Raw genomic sequence first — 20386 nt, forward strand, 5'->3', positions numbered from 1 at the left:
GCCCGGGTGGATTCCCCCGCCTGACCCGGGTCCCACGGCGTGCCCGGCGCGTTTCGCGCCGGGCACGCTCATGTGTGCCTGGCGTACTCCCACGGGTCGTGCGCCGAGACGACCTCCACGCCGTGCTCGTGCCGCAGGGCGCGCAGCCGGTCCCGGTTGGCCAGGCGCAGTTCGGCGTCCACCTGGGAGGAGTTCTGCAGGATGTCCATGAGCGGATGGACCTCGGGCTCCTCGTCCAGTTCGCGGTGGTAGAAGTAGGCGTCGCCCGCGTGCAGCAGCCAGCCGGCGCCGTCGCGCACCGCGACGCCCGCGTGGCCGCGGGAGTGCCCGCCCAGCGGGATCAGCAGGAAGTCGGGCGGCAGGCCGGTCAGCGGCACCGCGCCGGCCATGCCGTACCAGCTCTCGCGTGAGGGGCGGTAGGTCGCCCAGTCGGGGCCGTGCGCCCAGTGGCCGGGCCGGTAGCGGCGGCTCGGCGCCTCCGCCAGCGCCGCCTCCAGTTCCGCCGCCATCACGTGCACCCGCGCCCAGGGGAAGTCGGGCAGGCCGCCGCTGTGGTCCACGTCGAGGTGGGTGAGCACGACGTGCCGTACGTCGGCCGGGTCGTAACCCAGCGCGGCGACCTGCCGCACGGCGGTCTCGGCCGGTCGGAGCGCGGGCTCGACGGCCGCCGCCCACTCGGCGTCGAGCAGTTCGCCGGGCCGTGCCACGTCGTCCTGGCCCAGCCCGGCCTCGACCAGCACGAGCCCGGAGGCGGCCGTCTCGACCAGAAGGGCGTGGCACACGGCCGCGGCGGCCGGCAGGGAGTCGTCGGTGGCGTCGATGGTGCGCATGGAAGCGAGATTGAGGTGATGGACTCTCATGCCGGTTAGGCTCCTACTTGAACCACGCTTCAAGTCAAGGAGTCTGATGGAACTCGACATCGGCGAGGTGGCGCGGCGCTCCGGTCTGGCCCCGTCGGCGCTGCGCTTCTACGAGCGCAAGGGCCTCATCGCCGCCGGCGGGCGCAACGGCCTGCGCCGCGCCTACGACCCCGGCGTCCTCGACCGCCTCGCGCTCATCGCCTGCGCCCGCGACGCCGGCTTCACGCTCGCGGAGATCGCCCGCTTCCTGAGCGCCCGTCCCGGCGACGAGGTCCTGCGCGCCCATCTCGCCGCCAAGGAGCGCGAGGTGGACGCGCGGGTCGAGCAGCTCACCCGCCTGCGCGACAGCCTGCGCCACGCCGCCGTCTGCGATCACGACCCGCTCGTGGAGTGCCCCGAGTTCAAGCAGGCGGTACGGCGCGCCGCCCGGTGAGGATGGGGACATGGAAGAGACCACGGCCGAAGACCTCCTGGCCGCCGCGCGGGCCGGTGACGACCAAGCCTTCGGCAGGCTCGTCGGCCCGCTCCGCGACGAGCTGCGCGCCCACTGCTACCGCATGCTGGGCTCCCTCCACGACGCCGAGGACGCGGTGCAGGAGGCGCTCGACCGGGCGTGGCGGTCGCTGCCCCGCTTCGAGGACCGGGGCGGCCTGCGCCCCTGGCTGTACCGGATCGCCACGAACCGCTCGCTCACGCTGATCGAGCGCCGCGGGCGCAGGGAACTGCCGGCCGATCTGAGCCAGGACGGCGCGCCGCTGGCGGAGAAGGCGTGGCTGGAGCCGTACCCCGACCGGCTGATGACCTGGACGGCCGAGCTCGGGCCCGAGGCCAGGGCGCTGGCCCGCGAGAGCGTGGAGCTGGCGTTCGTGGCGGCCCTGCAGCACCTGTCGCCGCTGCAGCGGGCGGTGCTCCTGCTGCGCGACGTGCTCGGCTACGCCGCGCGCGAGACCGCCGACCAGCTCGACACCACGGTCGCGGCGGTCAACAGCGCCCTGCAGCGGGCCAGGAAGGTCCTGTCGGAGCTGCTGCCGGAGACCAGCCAGCGCCGCACGCTCGACACGCTGGGCGAGGCCGCGCAGCGGGAGCTGGTCCAGCGCTACCTGACCGCCTGGGAGGCCCGCGACGTCGCCGCGATCGTGGCCATGCTCACCGACGACGCCAAGTACTCGATGCCGCCGCTGACCGTCTGGTACCAGGGCCACGCCGGCATCCGCGGCTTCCTGGAGGACGGCCCGTTGACCCACCACTGGCGCATCCTGCCCGCCGAGGCCAACGGCCAGATCGCCGTCGCCACCTACATGTGGGACGCGGGCCGCGACGCCTACGTCCCCACCGGCCTGGACCTCCTCCGCCTGCGCGGCCCGCTCATCGCCGAGGTCGTCTCCTTCCTCCAGGCCGACTTCGCCGAGTACGGCCTGCCGACCTCGCTGCCCCGCGATGAGTTCGGCCCGCCACCCGGGTTGTAGTCCCGAGAGCACAAGCGAAAGGGACAGAAACCATGAAGACCGACGAGCAGGAAATTCGCACCCTGATCGAGCGCTGGGCCGAGGCCGTGCACGGCGGCGACCTGGACGGCGTGCTGGCCGACCACGCCAAGGACATCGTCATGTTCGACGTGCCGCCGCCCCACCAGGGCGTGCGCGGCATCGACGCCTACCGCGAGACCTGGCCGCCCTTCTTCGAGTGGCAGGCGTCGGGGGCGGTGTTCGAGATCGAGTCGCTGGAGGTCACGGCGGGCGAGGACGTGGCCTTCGCCCACGCGTTGCTGCGCTGCGGCACCGAGCGGGAGTTCGCCGCCGACCCGGACAACCGGCTGCGGCTCACGCTCGGCCTGCGCAAGAAGGGCGGCCGATGGGTGGTCACCCACGAGCACCACTCCTTCCCGCTCGGCCCGCCCGCCGACGCCGACCGGGAGATTCGGGAGCTGCACGAGACCTGGTCCCGCCAGACCGCTGCCGCCGACCTCGACGGCATGATGGCGACCATCGCCGCCGACGTGGTCTCCTACGAGCACGAGACGCCGCTGGAGTACCGCGGCGTCGAGGCCGTGCGGGAGGTCTGCGCGCGCGGCCTGGAGACACCGGACGTCACCCTGGACAACCCCGGCCTGACGGTGCTGACCAAGGACGACCTCGCGGTGGCCTGGTGCGTCAACGTGGTGCGCGGCGAGGGCTTCGAGACCTGGTCGCGCGCGACGCGGGTCTTCGAGCGCAGGGACGGCGGGTGGCTGATGGTCCACCAGCACCTGTCCTACCCCCGCGACCCCGAGACCGGCCAGGCCCGCACCGACCTGCGCCCGCTGGGCTAGGCGAGGTTCTTGGCGTCCACCCGGTGCCCGGCCCGCTCCAGGACCTCCACGGCCTCCCGGACGCGGTGCTCGGGCACCAGGACCAGGTCGGCGTGGAAGGTCGAGGCCACGAACACCTGGATCGACGCCTCGGCCAGCGGGCCCACCACCTCCGCCAGCAGGCCGCGGGCGTGGCCGTACAGGCCGATCCAGCGCTCGCCGGAACCGGTCGGCCAGGTCTCGCGCACCACGGTCAGGCCCTCGGGAGCGCGCACCAGCGCGATCCACTCGTCGTCCTCGGGGAAGGTGGCGTGGGGGAGGTGTTCCACCGCGAACACGGACGGCACGACGCCCAGGCGCTGGGCAGTGGGTGAGCTCATGAACCCTCACCCTAGGGGCTCCTGGGCGGGGGGCGGCTTTCCGAAATAGCCTGGTAACTGACACAATCGACGTGCTCATGCCGACCATGGACGGGCTGACGATGTTTCAGAAGATCCGCGGCCGGGCGGCCGCGCCCGAGCGGGCGGCCACCCCCGAGCCGCCCCAGCCTCAGTCTCAGTCTCAGCCCCAGCCCCCGGTACGGCCCCGCCCCGCCCCCCAGCGTCTCCGGGCCGGCAACCTCGTCCTCGACCTGGGCGAGCACGTCGCCTACGTCATGGGCCGCCGCCTCGACCTGCCGTTCGTCGAGTTCAAGCTCCTCGCCCACCTGGCCACCCACCAGGGCGAGCCCCAGTCGATGGGCCGCCTGCTGATGGCCGGGTGGGGCACCGGCGACGTGCCCGGCGGGCGGGACATGGTGAAGTCGGCCGTCTACCGTCTGCGCTCCCGGCTCAGCCAGGCCGACCTGAACACCACCTATATCCGCACGCTGCGCGGCGTCGGCTACGTGATGCCGGTCCAGCCCGGTTACCTATACCGCGACTGATTCCCGCCCAGGTCGCCGTCCGTAGGGTCGAAGGCATGGGTTTCAAGTCTTGCGTGTTCATCGGCATCAGCGTCGACGGCTTCATCGCCCGGCTCGACGGCGACCTCCAGTGGCTGATCAGCCGGGGTGAGGCGACGGGCGAGTACGGCTACGACGAGTTCATCTCCGGCATCGGCACGATCGTGATGGGCCGCGGCACCTACGAGGCGGGACTCGGGTTCGGCGAGGAGAACTGGCCGTACCACGGGCTGGACGTCGTGGTACTCAGCACCAGCCTGGAGACCGACGATCCGCGGATCACGATCTACCGCAGCCTGGACGAGGTGGTCGAGGGCCTCAACGCGCGCGGCGTCGGGTCCGCCTACATCGACGGCGGCAAGGTCATCCAGTCGTTCCTGCGCGCGGGCCTGATCGACGAGCTGACGATCAGCACGGTGCCGGTGCTGATCGGCACCGGCGTCCCGCTGTTCGGCCCGCTGGAGGCCGACGTCTCGCTGCGTCACCTGTCGACGAAGGTGCTGGAGGCGGGCATGGTCCAGACGAAGTACGCGGTCGAGCGGGGCTAGCGCTCCTGCGGGCGGGTGGCCTTGAAGACGCCGTAGAGGAACTCCAGGCCGCCGATCACCATGAGCACGATGCCGACCTTCGACGGGGTGAAGATCACGATCTCGACGTCCAGCCCCCACAGCCAGAGGGCCAGTCCGAGGGCGAAGGTGGCGAGGCCGGTCAGGAGGGTCTTGCGGGCAGATCTCATGGACCCAACGCTAGCGAGGGGTGCGGCGCGGATCTTCCTGCCGGCCGACGATTCCGCCCTACATCTTTCGGCTCATGCCGGACAGCGCCATGCTGATCGTCCTGGCCGCGAAGTCGTGGTCGAGGGGGCCGGCGCGCTGCAGCCAGCGGCTGAGCAGCGGTCCCCACAGCAGGTCGACGGCGGCGTCGAGGTCGAGGTCCGGGTCGATCTGGCCGGCCTCCTGGGCCGCGCGCAGGCGGCGGCGCTTGAGCTCGCGCACCGGCCCGTCGACCCGCTCGGCGTAGAGCGCGGCCAGGCCGGGGTCGTGCGCGATCTCGGCGATCAGTCCCCGCATGACGGCGTCGACGCCGGGGTCGGCGAACTCATCCACGGTCGCGAACAGGATCGTGCGCAGGTCGGCTTCCAGGTCGCCGGTGTCGGGCAGGTCGCCGGCCGGGCCGCCCACGGTCAGCAGCAGAGCGTCGAGGAGCACCGCGCCCTTGGACGGCCACCAGCGGTAGATGGTCTGCTTACCCACCCCGGCCCGGGTCGCGATGCCCTCGACGCTCAGCTTGCTATAGCCGATCTCACCCACGAGGTCGTAGGCAGCCGTGAGGATGGCCTGCCTTGCGGCCTCGTTGCGGCGGGTCACGAGATCGACATTATCAGAGACGAGACGGTTCGTCTCTGTTAACTATCTCCCTTGCAGCGCCTTGACGTTGTCACCGAACGTCCAGTTCTTGGAACCGTCCCAGTTGATGGACCACGTCATCAGGCCCTTGAGCTGGCCGCTGAAGCTGTTCCAGCTCTGGGAGACGAGCGAGGGCGACATGTACCCGCCGCCCGCGCCGGGCTGCGCGGGCAGTCCCGGCACCTGCTTGTCGTACGGCAAGCGGATCGTCGTCCCCTGGATGACCAGCCCGTTGTTCAGGCAGGTCGTCTGGGCGACGAAGCCCTGGACGGTCCCGGCGGAGTAGGAGTCGCCGGAGCAGCCGTACATGCTGCCGTTGTAGTACTGCATGTTCAGCCACCACAGGCGGCCGTTGTCGGCGTACTTCTTGATGATCGGCAGGTAGGCGCCCCAGATCGAGCCGTAGGTGACGCTGCCGCCGGTCACGTACGCGGTCTCCGGAGCCATGGTCAGGCCGAAGTTCGACGGCATCTGGGCGAGCACGCCGTCGATGATGCGGATGAGGTTGGCCTGCGAGGTCGAGAGCGTGTTGATGTTGCCGCTGCCGGTCAGGCCGGTCTCGATGTCGACGTCGATGCCGTCGAAGTTGTAGCGCTTGAGGATCGGCACGATGGTCGCCACAAACCGGTCGGCGACGGTGCTGGAGCTGAGGTCGATGCCGGCCGCCGCGCCGCCGATGGACATCAGGATGGTCGCGCCCGCCGCCTTGGCCTGGCACATCTCGGCCGGGGTGGAGACCTTGACGGTCACGTCCATGCCGTCCTCCCACAGCACCGTGCCGTCGGAGCGGATGACGGGGAAGGCCGCGTTGATCACGTTGTAGCCGTGCGCCTTCATGCGCGGGTCGGTGATCGGGGTCCAGCCGAAGGGCGGGTGCACGCCGTTGATCGCGCCGTCCCAGTTCTCCCAGTAGCCCTGCAGGACCTTGCCGGTGGGCCGCGACTTCACCGGGCAGGTGGTGTCGGTCGGCGTCGGCGTGGGCGAGACGGTGGGGGAGATCGTCGGGGTGGGGCTGATCGTGGGGGTGGGGCTGATCGTGGGGGTCGGGCTGACGGTCGGGGTCGGGCCGCCGGGTCCGTCGAAGCTGACGTCGTCGGCGTAGTAGGTGCCCTGGCCGTACCAGCCGTGCAGGTAGATCTCGGCGGTACTCTGGTTCGCGCCGGTGGTGAAGGAGACCGAGAGCTGCGTGTACGCGGTGGAGGAGGTCCAGCGGGGGCTGCCTCCGGTGACGCCGAGGTAGACGTAGCTGCCGCGTACCCAGGCGCTCAGCGTGTACGCGGTGTTCGGCCGCACGCTCACCGACTGGCTGCACTTGGCGTTGTCGGATCCGCTCACGGCGCCCGCCAGCGCCTTCGAGCCGGACTGCACGGGCGTCGAGACCACCGACCCGAGGCCGCCGGTACACGACCAGGGGGACAGGGCTCCTGACTCGAAGCCCGGGTTCACGAGGAGGTTGGCTGCTTGGGCCGAGGTCTGGACGACCAGGACGCCGGCCAGCGCAAGCAGTAAGGATGCGGCCAGCACGAGGAGGCGCGACGATGCTCGCCTCAGGGACGATCGCTTCATTGGCGGACAACCCTTCTGCCGCTTCTTGTCGCGGCAGGTCACAGGACATGACGGAAAAACAGGGTTGCGAGGCTGGGGGCTCGCGCCGGGTTATCCCGAATTATCGAGATAAATCACCGCGATGTCTACGGAGAGGATCGTCCGCAACCTCGACGACTTTCCTCTGAGGAAAGTTCATGGTACTTTCCTCTCAGGAAAGCAGTCAGAAGAACAGGAAAGCCATGAACGAGTACGACGCCCGCTCCGCCCTCGACGACATCCGGCGCGGCCAGGACTCCACGCGCCAGGAGATCGCCCGCCAGGCCACGGCCGGGCCGTACGTGCTGCTCGCCGCGCTGGGCCTGTTCGCCGCCTTCGCCGGCATCGACCTGCCGAGCCCGTGGAACCTCGTCGCCCTCGTCCTCGGCCTCGGCCTGTACGCGGCCACCGGCATCGTGCGGGAACACAGGGCCACCGCCCGCAGGAAGCCGGCGGGCGCCGACTACCTGCTGCACGCCGGCTGGTTCGCCGGGCTCGTCCTGGTCTTCTCCGCCGGCCGCGTCGCCGCCCACGGCCTGCTCGGCCTCCCGGCCCAGGGCCTGTGGTCGCAGGCCACCGTGGGCGCCGCCGCCGTCGCCGTGGTCTACCTCGCCACCACGCCCCTGCTCCGCCGTGCCATCCTTGCGATCATGAGGAGGAACCGCTGATGGACCCGGAGTTCGACGACTTCCTGCACGTGCCCGCGCGGCTGTCGGTCCTGGCCCTGCTCGCCCCGGCCGACTGGGTGGACTTCGCCTTCCTGCGCGACGCCGTCGGCACCAGCGACTCGGCGCTGTCCAAGCAGGTGTCCGCGCTGGCCGGCGCCGGATACGTCGAGGTGCGCAAGGGCCAGGAGAGCAGGGCCAGGCGCACCCACGTACGGCTCACGCCCCAGGGCCGCCGCGCCTTCCAGCGCCACGCCGCCGCACTCCAGCGCATCGTGGCCGCCGCGCAGACCGAGGCGTGAGCGTGCTCCACGGCCGCGCCGCGGAATTGGCCGCCGTCGACCGCATCGTCCGCGCCGCAAGGGAAGGCGGCAGCGGCACGCTGGTCCTGCGCGGCGAGCCGGGCATCGGCAAGTCGGCACTGCTCGACCACGCCGCCGCCGCGGCCGAGGACCTGCGCGCGCCGCGCGACGACGGGATCCAGTCCGCGGGCCTGCGGGTGCTGCGGGGCTGTGGGATCGAGTCCGAGGCGGAGCTGCCGTTCGCCGGGCTCCACCTCCTGCTCAGGCCGGCGCTCGACGGGCTGTCCCTCCTGCCCGCGCCGCAGCGGCTCGCGCTGGAGAGCGCGTTCGGGCTCGGGCCTGCCGTACCGGCCGATCGGATGCTCGTCGGACTCGCCGTCCTGTCGCTGCTGTCGGAGCTGGCCACGCGGGCGCCGCTGCTCTGCCTGGTCGACGACGCGCAGTGGCTCGACCGGCCCTCCGCCGAGGCGTTGCTGTTCGCGGCCAGGCGGCTGGGCGCCGAGTCCACCTCCATGATCTTCGCGGCCCGCGACGGCCGGCCCGCCTTCGCCGCGCCGGGGCTGCCCTCGCTCACCCTGACCGGACTCGGGCCCGAGGACGCCGCCGCCCTGGTCGACGAGCGCGACGCCACGCTCGCGCCCGAGGTGCGCGCCCGCGTGCTCGCCGAGGCCGCGGGCAACCCGCTCGCCCTCATCGAACTGCCCCTCGCCCTCGACGCGGACACCCCGGGCCCCCTGCCGCTGACCGACCGCCTCCAGGCCGCCTTCCACGGCCAGGTCGCCCGCCTGCCCGCGCCGACCCGCGACCTGCTCCTGCTCGCCGCCGCCGACGACAGCGGGGATCTCGCCGTCGTCCTGCGCGCCTCCCCCCACGACGTACGGCACCTGCCGCCCGCCGTGGAGGCCGGCCTGATCCGCCTCGACGAGGCCGACCGGCGCATAGCCTTCCGCCACCCCCTGGTCCGCGCGGCCGTCTACCGGGGAGCCACCCTCGACCAGCGCCTCGACGCCCACCGCGCGCTCGCCGAGTCGCTGGCCGGCACCGAACGCGCGGACCTGCGCGCCTGGCACCTGGCCGCCGCCGCCACCGGCACCGACGAGCGGGCCGCGGACGAGCTGGAGCGCGCCGCCGCCCAGGCCGCGGCCCGCAACGGCCACTCCGCCGCCGCCGCGGCCTACGAGCGCGCCGCCGAGCTCAGCCCGCACGCGCGCGGCAGGCTGTTCGTCCAGGCCGCCGAGGCCGCGCTGGCCGCGGGCGACCTGGACGCGGCCCGCGCGCTGGCCGAGCGCGCCCGCCCCGAGACCCGCGACGCGCCGCTGAGCCGCAGGCTGGCCCGCGCCCAGGCCGCCGCCCTGTCCGGGCAGGGTGCCTTCCGCCAGGCGAACCTCGTCCTGATCGGCCAGGTCGCGGCCGGCGGCGCCGACGATCCCGACGCCGCGCTGGCCACGCTCATGGACGCGGTCGGCAACGCCTGGTTCGCCGGTGACCGTGACATGGTCGCGCGCACCGCCGACCAGCTCGACGCCATCGGCGGGGGAGCGGGGGCGTTCCGGCTGGTCCAGGACTGGATCGTGGCGCTGGCCCTGGAGCGTTCCACCGACGGCCTGCCGCCCATGGCCGAGGTCGTGGCCGCCGCCCGGCGCGGGCGCGCGGGGCCGCTCCACCTCATGCACATCGCCGGGCTCGGGCTCATCGCCGGCCTCGACTACCAGGCGTACCACCTGATGGCCGAGGTCACCGCCGGCTGCCGGGCGCAGGGGAAGATCGGGCTGCTGCCACCGGCCCTGTACCACCTGGCGATCACCGAGAGCGCGCTCGGCCGGCACCGCGACGCCGCGGGCAGCGCCACCGAGGCGGTCACCATCGCCGACGACACCGGCCAGTGGCAGTGGAGCAGCCTGTCCGCCGGCGTGCTCGCCTACCTCGCCGCCGTCGAGGGCGACGAGGAACGCTGCCGCGACCTGGCCGCGCGGACCCGGTCGCCGGCCGGCGAGAAGATCTTCTCGCCGGGCGCGCCGCGGGCCGGCTGGGCGCTCGGGCTGCTCGACCTCGCCCACGGGCGGGCCGAGCGGGCGCTCGAACACCTGGAACGCGTGGCCGAGGGGCCCGCGCGCCACCAGTTGCCCGGCCAGCGGTGCGCCCCCGACCTGGTGGAGGCGGCGGTGCGGCTGGGCAGTCCCGAGCGGGCGGCGGGGCCGTACCAGAGCTTCCGTGAGCTGGCGGGACGACTGCGGCGCGCCGCGGTCGGCGCGCTCGCCGAGCGGTGCGCCGCGCTGCTCGAACCCGACGCAGAGCCGCACTTCCGCGCCGCGCTCCACCTGCACGAGCAGGACAGCAGGACGTTCGAGCACGCGCGCACCGAACTGCTCTACGGCGAGTGGCTGCGCCGCGCCCGCCGCAAGAGCGAGGCGCGCACGCACCTGACCGCGGCGCTGGAGCGCTTCGACCGCGTCGGCGCCCGTCCGTGGGCCGAACGCGCCGACGCCGAACTGCACGCCACCGGACTCACGATCCGCCGCGCCGCCCCGGGCGTGCTCGCCGCGCTCACCCCGCAAGAGCTGCAGATCGTACGGCTGGCCGCGCAGGGCCTGTCCAACCGCGACATCGCCGCCCAGTTGTTCATCAGCCCGCGCACGGTGGGCCATCACCTGTACAAGGCCTTCCCCAAGCTGGGCGTGGCCTCCCGCACCGACCTGGCCGCCCTGCCCCTCCACGACTGAACGTGTCACGATCGACGCCTTCGCGGTGTCAGCCCCGGGCATAGAGTGAGATCTCTACCGCGGAGGGACAACCGTGATCAACAAAGTGTTCGATCAGGAGTATCTGCGCGACCCCCACGGCGTCTACGCCAAGCTGAGGCAAGACCAGCCCGTGGCCCACACCATCACCTCCCAGGGCGTCCGCGTCTGGCTGGTGACCAGGTACGCGGACGTGAAGGCGGCGCTCAACGACCCGCGCCTGAGCAAGGACTTCCACCGCAATCCCCACATCATGAAGGCCAACGAGATGGAGGGCGGCGACAGCAGCGGCGCCGCCGCCGTGGTCCCGGACAACATGCTCTTCTCCGACCCGCCCGACCACGAACGCCTGCGCCGCCTGGTCGTCAGGTCGTTCACCGCCGGTCGGGTACGCGCGATGCGCCCCAGGATCGAGGAGCTGAGCCGGGGCCTGCTCGACGGCCTCGACGGCGACTTCGACCTGATCAAGGAGTACGCCGTCCAGCTCCCCGCCATGGTCGTCGGCGAGCTGCTCGGCATCCCCGAGCCCGACTGGCCCAAGGTGATCCGCTGGTCCAACACCACGATCGAGGGCTCCGCGCTCGACCCCGGCGAGGTGGTCGCCGCCGCCCAGGCCACCATCGCCTACCTGGCCGAGCTGTGCGCCGCCAAGCGCGAGAACCCCGGCGACGACCTGATCAGCGCCATGGTCCAGGCCGAAGGCATGACCCCCTCGGAACTGGTCAGCACCTCCTGGCTGCTGCTCGTCGCCGGGCACGAGACGACCGTGCACCTGATCGCCAACGGCATGCTCGCGCTGCTGAGCCGTCCCGACCAGCACGCCGCCCTGCGCGCGGACCCGTCGCTGATCCCCCAGGCCGTGGAGGAGTTCTTACGCTTCGACGGCCCGCTCAGCACCTCCACCTACCGCTTCACCACCGCACCGGTGACCATCGGCGGCGCGGACATCCCGGCCGGGGCGCTCGTCCTGGTCTCCCTGCTTTCGGCCAACCGCGACGCCGGGCAGTACGAGCGGGCCGACGAGCTGGACGTCACCCGCGAGCCCGGCCAGCACCTCGCGTTCGGCCACGGCATCCACTACTGCCTGGGGGCGCCGCTGGCCCGCGTCGAGGGCGAGATCGCCTTCAGGCATCTGCTCGACCGCTTCCCCGGCCTTGAGCTGGCCTGCCGTACGGAAGAGCTGGCCTGGCGGCCCGGCATGCTCATGCACGGCCTGGAACGCCTGCCGGTGCGAGCCGGAGCTCCCTCCACCCAGACGTAAGGCTCCCCGCCAGCAGCACCACCCCCGACAACACCCCGCTGACGAACGGCACCCACGCCAGGCCCGCCGTCCCCGCCATGACCAGCCCCGCCACGCCGAGCCCGGTGAGCACCGCGCCGGGCACGGCGATGGTCCAGTCCTTCCAGACCGGCGCCAGGGCGACGAAGTGGACACCGACGACGAACGCCACCCAGGCCACGTTGGCCTGGACGGGCACCTCCCAGGCGGTCAGCACCCGCAGCCCCCCGAACAACAGCACCACCTCGGCCGCCACGACGACGAGATACCCCTTCCCGAACATTCCCCCCCTCGGCGCGGTACGCGCTGTGTTCGTGGTACGCGCTCTCTTGACCGCCATGAACCACATCGCCCCCACCCCGGCGGCGGCGAGGCAGGCGAGGACCCGCAGAACAGCCGCAACCGCCCCGCCAAGCGGCTCCTGGGCGTTGACTACCACGAACACCGCGCCGAAGACGGCGCCCACCAGCAATCCAGACATACGCTGCATGACCTTCATTGAAGGCCGCGCCGTACCGCACCCGCGCGGGGGCTGGACCGAGGCTCGGGTAGTGCTCGCCCTACCTGACCGCCCCCCGAAGGTAGGCCAGGACCGCCAGCACCCGCCGGTTGACGTCGTCGGTCGCGGGCAGATCGAGCTTGGCGAACACCCCGGCCACGTGCTTGCCCACGGCCGCCTCGGAGATCGACAGCGCCCGGGCAACGGCGCTGTTGGACCGTCCCTCCGCGATCAGCCCCAGCACCTCCCGCTCCCGCGGGCTCAGCTTGGGCACCGCCTCGGTGACCTCCCTGGCCCTGGCCCAGGTCTGCTCGAACAGATCGATCAGAATGCTGATCATGCTCTGCTGCCTGATCAGCAGGGCGCCAGGCGACCCGGCGACCGGCGTGATCCGGAGAAAGGCCACGGCCCGATCGAAGACGAGCAGTTGCTGAATCGGCTCATCGACGACGCGATGCAGATCCCCCGCCGCGTGCAGCTCTCTGAGCCTGGCCACCTTACGCGGATCGTCCAGAACGCTGGCATGCACGACCGTACGCATCGCCATGCCCCGCTCCAGCGCGTCGAGCACGTCACGCCGGTTGCGCTGCTCCTCCCGGCCCTTGTCCTTGGCGCCGACCGGTTGCATGGCCCGCAGTTCCCAGGACGTCCGGGCCAGCTCCGCGATCCGCCCCCTGACCTCCTCGCTGCTCTCCAGCCGCTCCACCTCGACGGGCAGCCCACGCAACTCACCCACGATCCCCTCAAGCTGCGCAGCCAGCCGCCCAAGCTCCTTCACACGCCCCCCAGTCCGCACCCTTCACATACCGAACCCCTTCACGTACCGGAGCCCCTCACCGACCGGAGCCCTTCGCAGACCGGCGTTTTTGGCAACGGCGGGCCCCTTACCGCCCACCTCCACAGAGGGCCGCGTCAAAGGCAGCGATCAGCCGCTCCCGAGGCTTGCCACCGTTGGCCGACCCCGTCACGTACACCGTCGCCGTCCGCCCCGCCCGATCCCGCCCGCTGAACGTCGAAGTCCCCGGGATATCTCCGGCATGCCCCCACATCTTGCCGCAGCTGAGCGGGATCTCCATCAGCCCGTACCCGTACCGCGACCCCTTGGGCCACCCAGCCTCGTTCACCTTGACGAACCCGTCCGACGTCACCGACCGCGCCCGCCAGAACCGGTCGAGATCATGCGGCGTGGACACCAGCCCCCCGCTGGCCCCGAACTCGTACCCAGGCAACCGGGTCACGTCCACCACCCCCTCCGCGGGCCGAAGCGGATGCACCGCGTAAAACCGCGCGTGCTTCCCCCGGATCCCGCTCTCACCCTTGGCCGGCCAGTAGGTGTCCCGCATGCCAAGCGGCCGGAGCACCAGATCACGACTGACCACCCGGAAATCCCGCCCCGTGGCCGCCTCGATGACCTTCCCAAGAACCAGATAATTGGTATTGGAGTAGGCGAACGTCCCACGAGGAGTGGCCTCCAGCGACAAGGCCAGCTTGAGCAGATCCTGCTTGCCGATCTTCGACCAGTCGGCGGCAGGGGTGAAGTCGGGCAGCCCGCTGGTCTGCTGCAGCAGCATCCGGACGGTGATCTCCCGCCCATCCATCCCCTCCCCCCGAACGACGCCGGGCAGATAGGTCTCCACAGCGTCGTCCAGCCCCACCTTCCCCTGCTCGACGAGCTTCACGACGGTGGTCGCGATGACCGCCTTGCTGACACTGGCCACCCGAAACCGCCCATCCGCCCCGGGCATGGTCTTACGCGCCCCCCGCTCAGCCGTACCCGCCCGGAAAGTAACGTGCTCCCCCCGAGCCCCCCGCACATAAGCCACCGCGCCAGGCAGCGCAGCCGAGTCGGTCAACCGATCGAGCCGATCCTGTGGAGAGGGCGCAGCGGCCAGAGCAGGCGCCACAGGCGCCAGGGCGACGGGAACGGCGATCACGAGAGCCAGCAGGCGGCGCATCATCGGTACTCCTCGGGGGTCGGAAGCCATACCTGAACCCTCGCGCGCCACCCACGGCCACCACAGTCACGACACCACCCATGTGTTGGTAGTGCTGCCCCTACACCCGAAAACCTCCCGCCCGGCCGTCGCAGTGCTTCACTGTCGGCATGGCCCAAGCCTTGACCTCGTCGTCCGATTCGCCATAAGTGGCCGGCTCGGACCCTTGCTGCCACCGTTGGCGCCGGAAGCTCGGCGGCGCTCTGCCCACGACGTGCCGATCGAGCTGATCTCACGCCTGGTCGGCCACACGAACACCGTCGTGACGGAGACGTTCTATCGCAAGCAGATCAGACCCGTCATGGATGCCATCTTTCCGCTCGATAGCCGCACAACAAAAAACGCCCTGGCCATTTACATGACCGGGGCGTTCTTGCTGTTCAATAAGGGTGGTCAGGGGCAGGGTCGAACTGCCGACCTTCCGCTTTTCAGGCGGACGCTCGTACCAACTGAGCTACCTGACCCAGAGCGGTCCTGACGGGACTTGAACCCGCGACCTCCACCTTGACAGGGTGGCGAGCACTCCAAACTGCTCTACAGGACCTTGTTCGCTCGGCCTTGCGGCCTCGCTTAGCTTACCAGTGTTTCGGTGGTCTTCGACCAGCCGGTTTTCCGGTGAAGCCGTGCCCCCAACGGGATTCGAACCCGTGCCGCCGCCTTGAAAGGGCGGTGTCCTAGGCCGCTAGACGATGGGGGCTCAGGATTCGCATCCTGTTCCTGACGTCTTCCGTCGGAGACCTCTGAAGCATAGGGGACGATTGCCCCTCATGCCAAAGTGGCGGACCGGCGGCCGGCGTCGTCGTGCCTGTGACCGATCCCGCTGGCGACGGGGCGTTCGTTGGCTCTGGGGAAATCATACGTCGAGGGTTCTGCTCCACGTGACGCTGGATGTGCACCGACTGCTCGCCGAGGCCCCCGAGCGTGACATCGTCCCAGGCCTGGAGGCGTCTGGTCTTCTTGTCGAAGTACAGAACGGACGCCTGGACGGGGGTCGGTTCGGCGTGTTCGAGGGCGCGCAGGCCGGCTCCGCCGGTGGATCCCTGGACGAGGACGCGGCTGCCGGAGGGCAGGACGGTGGTCGATCTCTGGTGGGAGTGACCGGCGAGGATCATCGGCGCGTATCCGGAGAAACCCTTGGCGATCGTCGGGTCGTGGACGGCGACGAGGTCGGGGGGCTGGGCCAGCCGTACCGCATGGGAGCGGCCGAACTGCTCCAGGCGGCCCAGGTCCGGGTTGACGGGTACGGATTTGTCGGGCGTGAAGCGCGGGTCGCCGACGCCGTAGATGCGCAGGCCGTTCACCTCGGCGCTGTTGTCGTCGAGGACGATGGCGTTCTTCTGCTTGGCGACGGCCTTCTGCGTGATGGCCGAGTCGTGGTTGCCACGCACGAAGACGTACGGCACGCCAAGCTTGCCGATCTCCTCCACGAACTTGTTCTCCGGCTTGCTCCCATGGTCGGAGATGTCCCCGGTGTCCACGATGAGGTCCACCTTGAACTGGTCGGTCATGGAGCGGATGACGTTCCAGGCGATGGGGTTGAGGTGGATGTCGGAAACGTGCAGTACGCGGATGGATGTGGGATCGGCATCGTAGACGGGCAGGTCGCGCACGGTGTCGTACAACTTGGAGACGTTCGTGACGAGCTTGGTGAGCTGGGCGCGGTACGACTCGAACTTGGTCACGATCGACTCCGCGCTCCCCACCAGGGACGGCGCCGCGGCGATGATCCCGGAATAGCGTGGTTCGAGCACCGAGTTCGGCTTGAACGTGGCGGCCGCCACCGTGCCGGTTCCGGCCAATGCCACGGATGCCACCAGAAGCCCTGTCAGCGCCACTCTCGGGCGCCGGAAGACCAGGACCGAGGCCACCAGCGCGCCCGCCCCCGCGCACAGCAGGGAGCGGATGAGCAGGACGGTCACGCCCTCGCGCAGGTCGCGTTCGAGGATGGCGGGCAGCCGGTCGGCCAGCCGGGGATCCTCGATGAGCGCTCTGGCCTGCTCCTGGTCGATGTTCTCCAGCGTGATGCGCAGGCGCAGCGGCGCGTCGTGGGTGCGGAAGGTGAGCGTGCCGAGCGGGCTGGCGTCGACGATCGTCTCGCCCTTCCAGGCAGGTCGGAGGGACATGGCCGTCTCTACCGGGCCAATCTGCGCGGGGACCGTACCGCTGAGGATTACGCCCAGCCACGCTCCTACCGCCGCGACGAACAGAACCGCGACGGAGCTGACCCATCTGGACTTCAGGTACTTCATACGCTTTCTTGCTTACCCGATGGACAGGGCAGAATGGCAACTGTGATCGAGGTTCCGCGGGAGAAGTTCGAGGAACTCGTGGCCGAGGCATTGGACACGATTCCGCCGGAGCTGACCAGGCTCATGGACAACGTCGTGGTTGTGGTGGTCGATGACCCGCCGGAGCCCGACCTCCTCGGGCTGTACACCGGTATCCCCCTGACCGAACGCGGCGATTGGTACGCAGGAGTCTTGCCCGACCGGATCGAGATCTACCGCAATCCCATCTGCCAGATTTGCGATACCGAGGACGACGTCGTGGAGGAGGTCCAGATCACCGTCGTGCACGAGATCGCCCACCATTTCGGGATTGATGACGCCAGACTTCACGAGCTTGGCTGGTAGACCGACATATCGTCCTTGGTGATTACAGTTTGCAAGGGCTTGGAAGCTTTCGGTTGCGGCGTGCCAGGTGATCGGGCACCTTAGGTGACATACCGAACACACTGAGTCAGGCGCAGCGGAGTCCTATGGGGGCCAGGCTTCCGGGGCGGCACAGGCGTGCCGTCGAGCGACAGGCAACGTACGGCGAGGTCATCGCCATACGCGAGTTCCGCGCGCTCTGGTACGCGCAGGGCCTGTCCCTGCTCGGCGACCAGCTCGCCCAGGTGGCGCTGGCCGTACTGGTATATGACCGGACGAAGTCCGCAGCCGCCACCGCGGCCGTCTACGCGCTCACCTACCTGCCCTCGATCCTCGGCGGCCCGCTGCTCGCCGGGCTCGCCGACCGCTTCGCCCGGCGCGGCGTCATGATCACGTGTGACGTCCTGCGGGCGGTGCTGGTCGCGGGCATGGCCGTGCCGGGCATGCCGTTCCCCGTTCTGTGCGGTCTTGTGTTCTTCGTCGTGCTGCTCAGCGCGCCGTTCTCGGCCGCGCGGGCGGCGTTGCTGCCCGAGATCCTGGTCGGTGACCGCTATGTCGCCGGTTCCGCGCTGCAGAACATGACCAACCAGGCGGTCCAGATGCTCGGGTTCGCCGCGGGTGGGGCGCTGATCGCGACGCTGGGGCCGTACCGCGCGCTCGCTCTCGACGCGGCGACCTTCCTCGCCTCCGCGCTGATCCTCGTCTCAGGGGTACGGCGGCGCGCGTCCGCGGCCCGCGAAGGGGCGAAACCATCCATGTGGACCATGACCCGGGCTGGAGCCGGGCTCGTGTTCGGTGACAGGAAGTTGCGGACGCTGGTGCTGTTCGCGTGGCTGTGCGGCTTCTACGTGCTTCCCGAGGGCATCGCCGTCCCTTATGCGGCGACCTTGACCTCGGAGCTCCCGGTCGCCGTCGTCACCGGCCTGCTCATGGCGGCGATGCCGACGGGCACGGTGCTGGGCGGGTTCCTTTTCAGCAGGTTCGTCACGCCATCCGGGCGCCTGCGCATGATGGGGTGGATGGCCATGCTGAGTTGCGCTCCGCTCGTGTTGTCGGCGATGCGGCCGCCGCTGGCCGTCGTGCTTGGGTTGTGGGTTCTGTCCGGTATCGGAGGCGCGTACCAGCTCGCGGCCAACGCCGCGTTCGTACAGTGTGTTCCAGCCGAACGCCGGGGTCAGGCGTTCGGCCTGGTGCAGTCGGGGCTGATGGCCGTACAGGGCATAGGCATCCTGATCGGCGGATTCGCCGCGGAGAGACTCGGTCCGGAGCCGGTGGTCGCGCTGGCCGGGGTCATGGGAGTGACCTCGGCGGCCGTGCTCGCCATGGTCTGGACCGAGTCCCGCGGTGACCTCGCCGCCCGGGTGCGCGCCCGGGCCACCGCCTGATCACTGCTGCCAGACGTCGTCGTTCTGCTTCTTGGCCTGCTGCTTGCCGATCAGGTCCTGGACGATCGACTCGTTCCTGCCCTCTTCGGGGATGAGGAGCCAGCCGATCGCGTACAGGCCCACGCCCAGACCGCCGAACAGGGTCGCGATCGCGAGCCCGATCCGGATGAGGTTGGCGTCGATCCCGACGTACTCGCCCACACCGGCGCAGACACCACCGGCGATCTTGCCCTTGTTGGTCCGACGAAGCTGCTTGATGTTCGATTCGCTCATGTCATCCAGACTGCCCCGGGACCCGACGTTCGCACATCGGGATTCCCCCTGGTAGAACCCTGGTAGCCCCCTACGCGAGGAGAGGACCGTCGTGGAAGACCTGCTGCGCATAGACGATCGGCTCAACCCTGACCAGCGCCTGATCCGTGACACGGTCGCGTCGTTCGTCACCGACCGCATCCTCCCAGACGTGGCCGACTGGTTCGAACAGGGCACCTTCCCCGCGCGCGAACTCGCGCCCGTATTGGGGGAGCTCGGCCTGCTCGGCATGCATCTGGAGGGGTACGGCTGCGCCGGAACCGACGCCACCTCCTACGGCGTGGCCTGCCGTGAGCTGGAGGCGGGCGACTCCGGATTGCGGTCGTTCGTCTCGGTTCAGGGTTCCCTGGCGATGTTCCCCATCTGGAAGTACGGCTCCGCCGACCAGAAGGAGGAATGGCTGCCACGCATGGCGGCGGGGGAGGCGATCGGCTGCTTCGGCCTGACGGAGCCCGACCACGGCTCCGACCCCGCCAACATGCGCACCTTCGCCAAGCGCGACGGCTCCGACTGGATCCTCAACGGCGCCAAGATGTGGATCACCAACGGGTCGATAGCCGACGTCGCGGTCGTATGGGCGCAGACCGACGAGGGCATCAGGGGCTTCGTGGTCCCGACCGACACGCCCGGCTTCTCCGCCCCCGAGATCCACAAGAAGTTGTCCCTGAGGGCATCGGTGACCTCGTCCCTGTACTTCGACGACGTCCGCCTGCCGTCAAGCGCCGTCCTCCCGGAGGTCGCCGGCCTGAAGGGCCCGCTGTCGTGCCTGTCCGAAGCCCGCTTCGGCATCCTCTGGGGCGTTGTGGGCGCCGCCCGAGCCTGCCTCGAGTCCGCCGTCGACTACGCCAAGACCCGAGTCCAGTTCGGCAAGCCCATCGGCGCCTTCCAGCTCACCCAGGAAAAGCTCGCCTGGATGTACGTCGGGACCGCCCAGGCCTCCCTGACCGCCTTCCACCTGGGCGCCCTGAAGGACGCCGGAACCCTGACCCCCCGCCAGATCAGCTTCGGCAAGCTGGCCAACGTCCGCGCCGCCCTGGACATCGCCCGCCAGGCCCGCTCGATCCTGGGCGGAAACGGCATCACCCTCGAATACCCGGTGATCCGGCACATGAACAACCTCGAAAGCGTCCTGACGTACGAAGGCACCCAGGAAATCCACACCCTGGTCCTGGGCGAAGCCCTGACCGGCCTGTCCGCCTACCGCTGACCCGCCTGTGCCGCACCGTCGCCGGTTGGCCGGTGCGGCATCCGGCCGTTATCGTGACCGGCGGGAACCTGGTCGCGTACTGACGGGTAACCTCGGTACGCTGCATGTTGCAAGGGGCGTTAGCTCAATTGGCAGAGCTGCGGACTTTTAATCCGTAGGTTCCGGGTTCGAGCCCCGGGCGCCCTACCCACAAAAACCGCGTCTGACCTGGGGTTTCTCGATTCTCGACCTTCTTCTGACGGCCGAAAATGGCCGAGTCAGTGCTCGCACAGTG

General features: G+C 70.3%; 22 protein-coding genes and 4 tRNA genes. 13 read left to right on the forward strand and 13 right to left on the reverse strand.

All coding sequences use genetic code 11. The annotated features are described in order from the left end of the window. Nucleotides 1-68 precede the first annotated feature (68 nt). Nucleotides 69-830, reverse strand: a complete 762-nt coding sequence (locus ACIBEJ_RS43780; protein WP_397188884.1) for an MBL fold metallo-hydrolase — start codon at nucleotides 828-830, stop codon at nucleotides 69-71. A gap of 76 nt (nucleotides 831-906) precedes the next feature. On the opposite strand from ACIBEJ_RS43780, the gene ACIBEJ_RS43785 reads away from it, so the two are divergent. The 3 genes from ACIBEJ_RS43785 to ACIBEJ_RS43795 are packed head-to-tail and all read left to right on the forward strand — an operon-like array spanning nucleotide 907 to nucleotide 3168. After that, the gene (locus ACIBEJ_RS43785) at nucleotides 907-1293 is read left to right on the forward strand and encodes a MerR family transcriptional regulator (protein WP_397188885.1); all 387 of its coding nucleotides are present in this window, start codon (nucleotides 907-909) and stop codon (nucleotides 1291-1293) included. A gap of 10 nt (nucleotides 1294-1303) precedes the next feature. Continuing rightward, the gene (locus tag ACIBEJ_RS43790; protein WP_397188886.1) at nucleotides 1304-2326 is read left to right on the forward strand and encodes a sigma-70 family RNA polymerase sigma factor; all 1023 of its coding nucleotides are present in this window, start codon (nucleotides 1304-1306) and stop codon (nucleotides 2324-2326) included. Nucleotides 2327-2358: 32 nt separating this feature from the next. Further along, nucleotides 2359-3168: a YybH family protein gene (locus ACIBEJ_RS43795; RefSeq protein WP_397188887.1), complete on the forward strand. Its 810-nt coding sequence runs from the start codon at nucleotides 2359-2361 to the stop codon at nucleotides 3166-3168. Here ACIBEJ_RS43795 and ACIBEJ_RS43800 read toward each other — a convergent pair. Beyond that, nucleotides 3165-3527: an ACT domain-containing protein gene (locus tag ACIBEJ_RS43800; protein WP_397188888.1), complete on the reverse strand. Its 363-nt coding sequence runs from the start codon at nucleotides 3525-3527 to the stop codon at nucleotides 3165-3167. The genes ACIBEJ_RS43795 and ACIBEJ_RS43800 overlap by 4 nt on opposite strands. Nucleotides 3528-3604: 77 nt before the next feature. Between ACIBEJ_RS43800 and ACIBEJ_RS43805 the strand changes: the two genes are divergently transcribed. Continuing rightward, nucleotides 3605-4072, forward strand: a complete 468-nt coding sequence (locus ACIBEJ_RS43805; protein WP_397188889.1) for a winged helix-turn-helix domain-containing protein — start codon at nucleotides 3605-3607, stop codon at nucleotides 4070-4072. Nucleotides 4073-4107: 35 nt separating this feature from the next. After that, on the forward strand, nucleotides 4108-4638 hold the full coding sequence (locus tag ACIBEJ_RS43810; protein WP_397188890.1) for a dihydrofolate reductase family protein: 531 nt from the start codon (nucleotides 4108-4110) through the stop codon (nucleotides 4636-4638). On the opposite strand, the gene ACIBEJ_RS43815 is transcribed toward ACIBEJ_RS43810, so the two are convergent. The 3 genes from ACIBEJ_RS43815 to ACIBEJ_RS43825 are packed head-to-tail and all read right to left on the reverse strand — an operon-like array spanning nucleotide 4635 to nucleotide 7062. Further along, nucleotides 4635-4826, reverse strand: coding sequence for a DUF5708 family protein (locus ACIBEJ_RS43815; protein WP_397188891.1), 192 nt, complete (start codon nucleotides 4824-4826; stop codon nucleotides 4635-4637). The two genes, ACIBEJ_RS43810 and ACIBEJ_RS43815, sit on opposite strands and share 4 nt — an antisense overlap. 58 nt (nucleotides 4827-4884) lie before the next feature. Then, complete coding sequence (locus ACIBEJ_RS43820; protein ID WP_397188892.1) at nucleotides 4885-5457, reverse strand: TetR/AcrR family transcriptional regulator; 573 nt, start codon at nucleotides 5455-5457, stop codon at nucleotides 4885-4887. Nucleotides 5458-5499: 42 nt separating this feature from the next. Further along, nucleotides 5500-7062 (reverse strand): carbohydrate binding domain-containing protein, encoded by a 1563-nt coding sequence (locus ACIBEJ_RS43825; RefSeq protein WP_397188893.1) that lies wholly within the window; start codon nucleotides 7060-7062, stop codon nucleotides 5500-5502. A 221-nt stretch (nucleotides 7063-7283) separates the two neighbouring features. Here ACIBEJ_RS43825 and ACIBEJ_RS43830 point away from each other — a divergent pair, with 221 nt between their 5' ends. From ACIBEJ_RS43830 to ACIBEJ_RS43845, 4 genes are all read left to right on the forward strand, one after another. After that, nucleotides 7284-7748 carry a hypothetical protein gene (locus tag ACIBEJ_RS43830; protein ID WP_397188894.1) on the forward strand — a complete coding sequence of 155 codons (465 nt, stop codon included), beginning with the start codon at nucleotides 7284-7286 and terminating at the stop codon, nucleotides 7746-7748. Then, complete coding sequence (locus ACIBEJ_RS43835; protein ID WP_397188895.1) at nucleotides 7748-8047, forward strand: winged helix-turn-helix domain-containing protein; 300 nt, start codon at nucleotides 7748-7750, stop codon at nucleotides 8045-8047. The genes ACIBEJ_RS43830 and ACIBEJ_RS43835 overlap by 1 nt, the downstream gene beginning before the upstream one ends. Then, nucleotides 8044-10767 carry a LuxR C-terminal-related transcriptional regulator gene (locus ACIBEJ_RS43840; RefSeq protein ID WP_397188896.1) on the forward strand — a complete coding sequence of 908 codons (2724 nt, stop codon included), beginning with the start codon at nucleotides 8044-8046 and terminating at the stop codon, nucleotides 10765-10767. Before ACIBEJ_RS43835 ends, ACIBEJ_RS43840 begins: the two co-directional genes overlap by 4 nt. Before the next feature lie 73 nt (nucleotides 10768-10840). After that, complete coding sequence (locus tag ACIBEJ_RS43845; protein ID WP_397188897.1) at nucleotides 10841-12046, forward strand: cytochrome P450; 1206 nt, start codon at nucleotides 10841-10843, stop codon at nucleotides 12044-12046. Here the strand turns inward: ACIBEJ_RS43845 and ACIBEJ_RS43850 are convergent. The 7 genes from ACIBEJ_RS43850 to ACIBEJ_RS43880 all read right to left on the reverse strand — a co-directional run bounded on the left by ACIBEJ_RS43850 (nucleotide 11988) and on the right by ACIBEJ_RS43880 (nucleotide 16680). Further along, nucleotides 11988-12545 carry a hypothetical protein gene (locus ACIBEJ_RS43850; RefSeq protein WP_397188898.1) on the reverse strand — a complete coding sequence of 186 codons (558 nt, stop codon included), beginning with the start codon at nucleotides 12543-12545 and terminating at the stop codon, nucleotides 11988-11990. The two genes, ACIBEJ_RS43845 and ACIBEJ_RS43850, sit on opposite strands and share 59 nt — an antisense overlap. Before the next feature lie 79 nt (nucleotides 12546-12624). Beyond that, a complete protein-coding gene (locus ACIBEJ_RS43855) occupies nucleotides 12625-13299 on the reverse strand; it encodes a LuxR C-terminal-related transcriptional regulator (RefSeq protein WP_397188899.1) in 675 nt (224 codons plus the stop codon). A gap of 148 nt (nucleotides 13300-13447) precedes the next feature. Continuing rightward, on the reverse strand, nucleotides 13448-14521 hold the full coding sequence (locus ACIBEJ_RS43860) for a serine hydrolase domain-containing protein (protein WP_397188900.1): 1074 nt from the start codon (nucleotides 14519-14521) through the stop codon (nucleotides 13448-13450). Nucleotides 14522-14947: 426 nt separating this feature from the next. Beyond that, nucleotides 14948-15021 (reverse strand) — tRNA-Phe (locus ACIBEJ_RS43865). A gap of 5 nt (nucleotides 15022-15026) precedes the next feature. Next, a tRNA-Asp gene (locus ACIBEJ_RS43870) sits at nucleotides 15027-15101 on the reverse strand. 80 nt (nucleotides 15102-15181) lie between these two features. After that, a tRNA-Glu gene (locus tag ACIBEJ_RS43875) sits at nucleotides 15182-15254 on the reverse strand. Then, on the reverse strand, nucleotides 15232-16680 hold the full coding sequence (locus ACIBEJ_RS43880) for a metallophosphoesterase (protein WP_397188901.1): 1449 nt from the start codon (nucleotides 16678-16680) through the stop codon (nucleotides 15232-15234). The genes ACIBEJ_RS43875 and ACIBEJ_RS43880 overlap by 23 nt, the downstream gene beginning before the upstream one ends. 159 nt (nucleotides 16681-16839) lie before the next feature. Here ACIBEJ_RS43880 and ACIBEJ_RS43885 point away from each other — a divergent pair, with 159 nt between their 5' ends. Then, a complete protein-coding gene (locus ACIBEJ_RS43885) occupies nucleotides 16840-17190 on the forward strand; it encodes a metallopeptidase family protein (protein WP_397188902.1) in 351 nt (116 codons plus the stop codon). Nucleotides 17191-17315: 125 nt separating this feature from the next. After that, nucleotides 17316-18593, forward strand: coding sequence for an MFS transporter (locus ACIBEJ_RS43890; protein WP_397188903.1), 1278 nt, complete (start codon nucleotides 17316-17318; stop codon nucleotides 18591-18593). Here the strand turns inward: ACIBEJ_RS43890 and ACIBEJ_RS43895 are convergent, their stop codons facing one another. Beyond that, nucleotides 18594-18866 (reverse strand): PspC domain-containing protein, encoded by a 273-nt coding sequence (locus ACIBEJ_RS43895; protein WP_397188904.1) that lies wholly within the window; start codon nucleotides 18864-18866, stop codon nucleotides 18594-18596. Between the two features lie 91 nt (nucleotides 18867-18957). On the opposite strand from ACIBEJ_RS43895, the gene ACIBEJ_RS43900 reads away from it, so the two are divergent. Both ACIBEJ_RS43900 and ACIBEJ_RS43905 read left to right on the forward strand, forming a co-directional pair. Then, nucleotides 18958-20112, forward strand: a complete 1155-nt coding sequence (locus ACIBEJ_RS43900) for an acyl-CoA dehydrogenase family protein (protein WP_397188905.1) — start codon at nucleotides 18958-18960, stop codon at nucleotides 20110-20112. 113 nt (nucleotides 20113-20225) lie between these two features. Next, nucleotides 20226-20298: transfer RNA gene (locus ACIBEJ_RS43905), tRNA-Lys, on the forward strand. The last annotated feature ends 88 nt before the right edge of the window (nucleotides 20299-20386 follow it).

The sequence above is a fragment of the Nonomuraea sp. NPDC050790 genome (genome assembly GCF_044456745.1).
Classification (GTDB): Bacteria; Actinomycetota; Actinomycetes; order Streptosporangiales; family Streptosporangiaceae; genus Nonomuraea.

What these genes read in the sequence shown, in the direction of transcription:
- ACIBEJ_RS43780 (WP_397188884.1), bottom strand. Translation starts at nt 830, where the DNA reads ATGCGCACCATCGACGCCACCGACGACTCCCTGCCGGCCGCCGCGGCC.
- ACIBEJ_RS43785 (WP_397188885.1), top strand. Translation starts at nt 907, where the DNA reads ATGGAACTCGACATCGGCGAGGTGGCGCGGCGCTCCGGTCTGGCCCCG.
- ACIBEJ_RS43790 (WP_397188886.1), top strand. Translation starts at nt 1,304, where the DNA reads ATGGAAGAGACCACGGCCGAAGACCTCCTGGCCGCCGCGCGGGCCGGT.
- ACIBEJ_RS43795 (WP_397188887.1), top strand. Translation starts at nt 2,359, where the DNA reads ATGAAGACCGACGAGCAGGAAATTCGCACCCTGATCGAGCGCTGGGCC.
- ACIBEJ_RS43800 (WP_397188888.1), bottom strand. Translation starts at nt 3,527, where the DNA reads ATGAGCTCACCCACTGCCCAGCGCCTGGGCGTCGTGCCGTCCGTGTTC.
- ACIBEJ_RS43805 (WP_397188889.1), top strand. Translation starts at nt 3,605, where the DNA reads ATGCCGACCATGGACGGGCTGACGATGTTTCAGAAGATCCGCGGCCGG.
- ACIBEJ_RS43810 (WP_397188890.1), top strand. Translation starts at nt 4,108, where the DNA reads ATGGGTTTCAAGTCTTGCGTGTTCATCGGCATCAGCGTCGACGGCTTC.
- ACIBEJ_RS43815 (WP_397188891.1), bottom strand. Translation starts at nt 4,826, where the DNA reads ATGAGATCTGCCCGCAAGACCCTCCTGACCGGCCTCGCCACCTTCGCC.
- ACIBEJ_RS43825 (WP_397188893.1), bottom strand. Translation starts at nt 7,062, where the DNA reads ATGAAGCGATCGTCCCTGAGGCGAGCATCGTCGCGCCTCCTCGTGCTG.
- ACIBEJ_RS43830 (WP_397188894.1), top strand. Translation starts at nt 7,284, where the DNA reads ATGAACGAGTACGACGCCCGCTCCGCCCTCGACGACATCCGGCGCGGC.
- ACIBEJ_RS43835 (WP_397188895.1), top strand. Translation starts at nt 7,748, where the DNA reads ATGGACCCGGAGTTCGACGACTTCCTGCACGTGCCCGCGCGGCTGTCG.
- ACIBEJ_RS43850 (WP_397188898.1), bottom strand. Translation starts at nt 12,545, where the DNA reads ATGTCTGGATTGCTGGTGGGCGCCGTCTTCGGCGCGGTGTTCGTGGTA.
- ACIBEJ_RS43860 (WP_397188900.1), bottom strand. Translation starts at nt 14,521, where the DNA reads ATGATGCGCCGCCTGCTGGCTCTCGTGATCGCCGTTCCCGTCGCCCTG.
- ACIBEJ_RS43880 (WP_397188901.1), bottom strand. Translation starts at nt 16,680, where the DNA reads ATGTCCCTCCGACCTGCCTGGAAGGGCGAGACGATCGTCGACGCCAGC.
- ACIBEJ_RS43885 (WP_397188902.1), top strand. Translation starts at nt 16,840, where the DNA reads ATGGCAACTGTGATCGAGGTTCCGCGGGAGAAGTTCGAGGAACTCGTG.
- ACIBEJ_RS43890 (WP_397188903.1), top strand. Translation starts at nt 17,316, where the DNA reads ATGGGGGCCAGGCTTCCGGGGCGGCACAGGCGTGCCGTCGAGCGACAG.
- ACIBEJ_RS43895 (WP_397188904.1), bottom strand. Translation starts at nt 18,866, where the DNA reads ATGAGCGAATCGAACATCAAGCAGCTTCGTCGGACCAACAAGGGCAAG.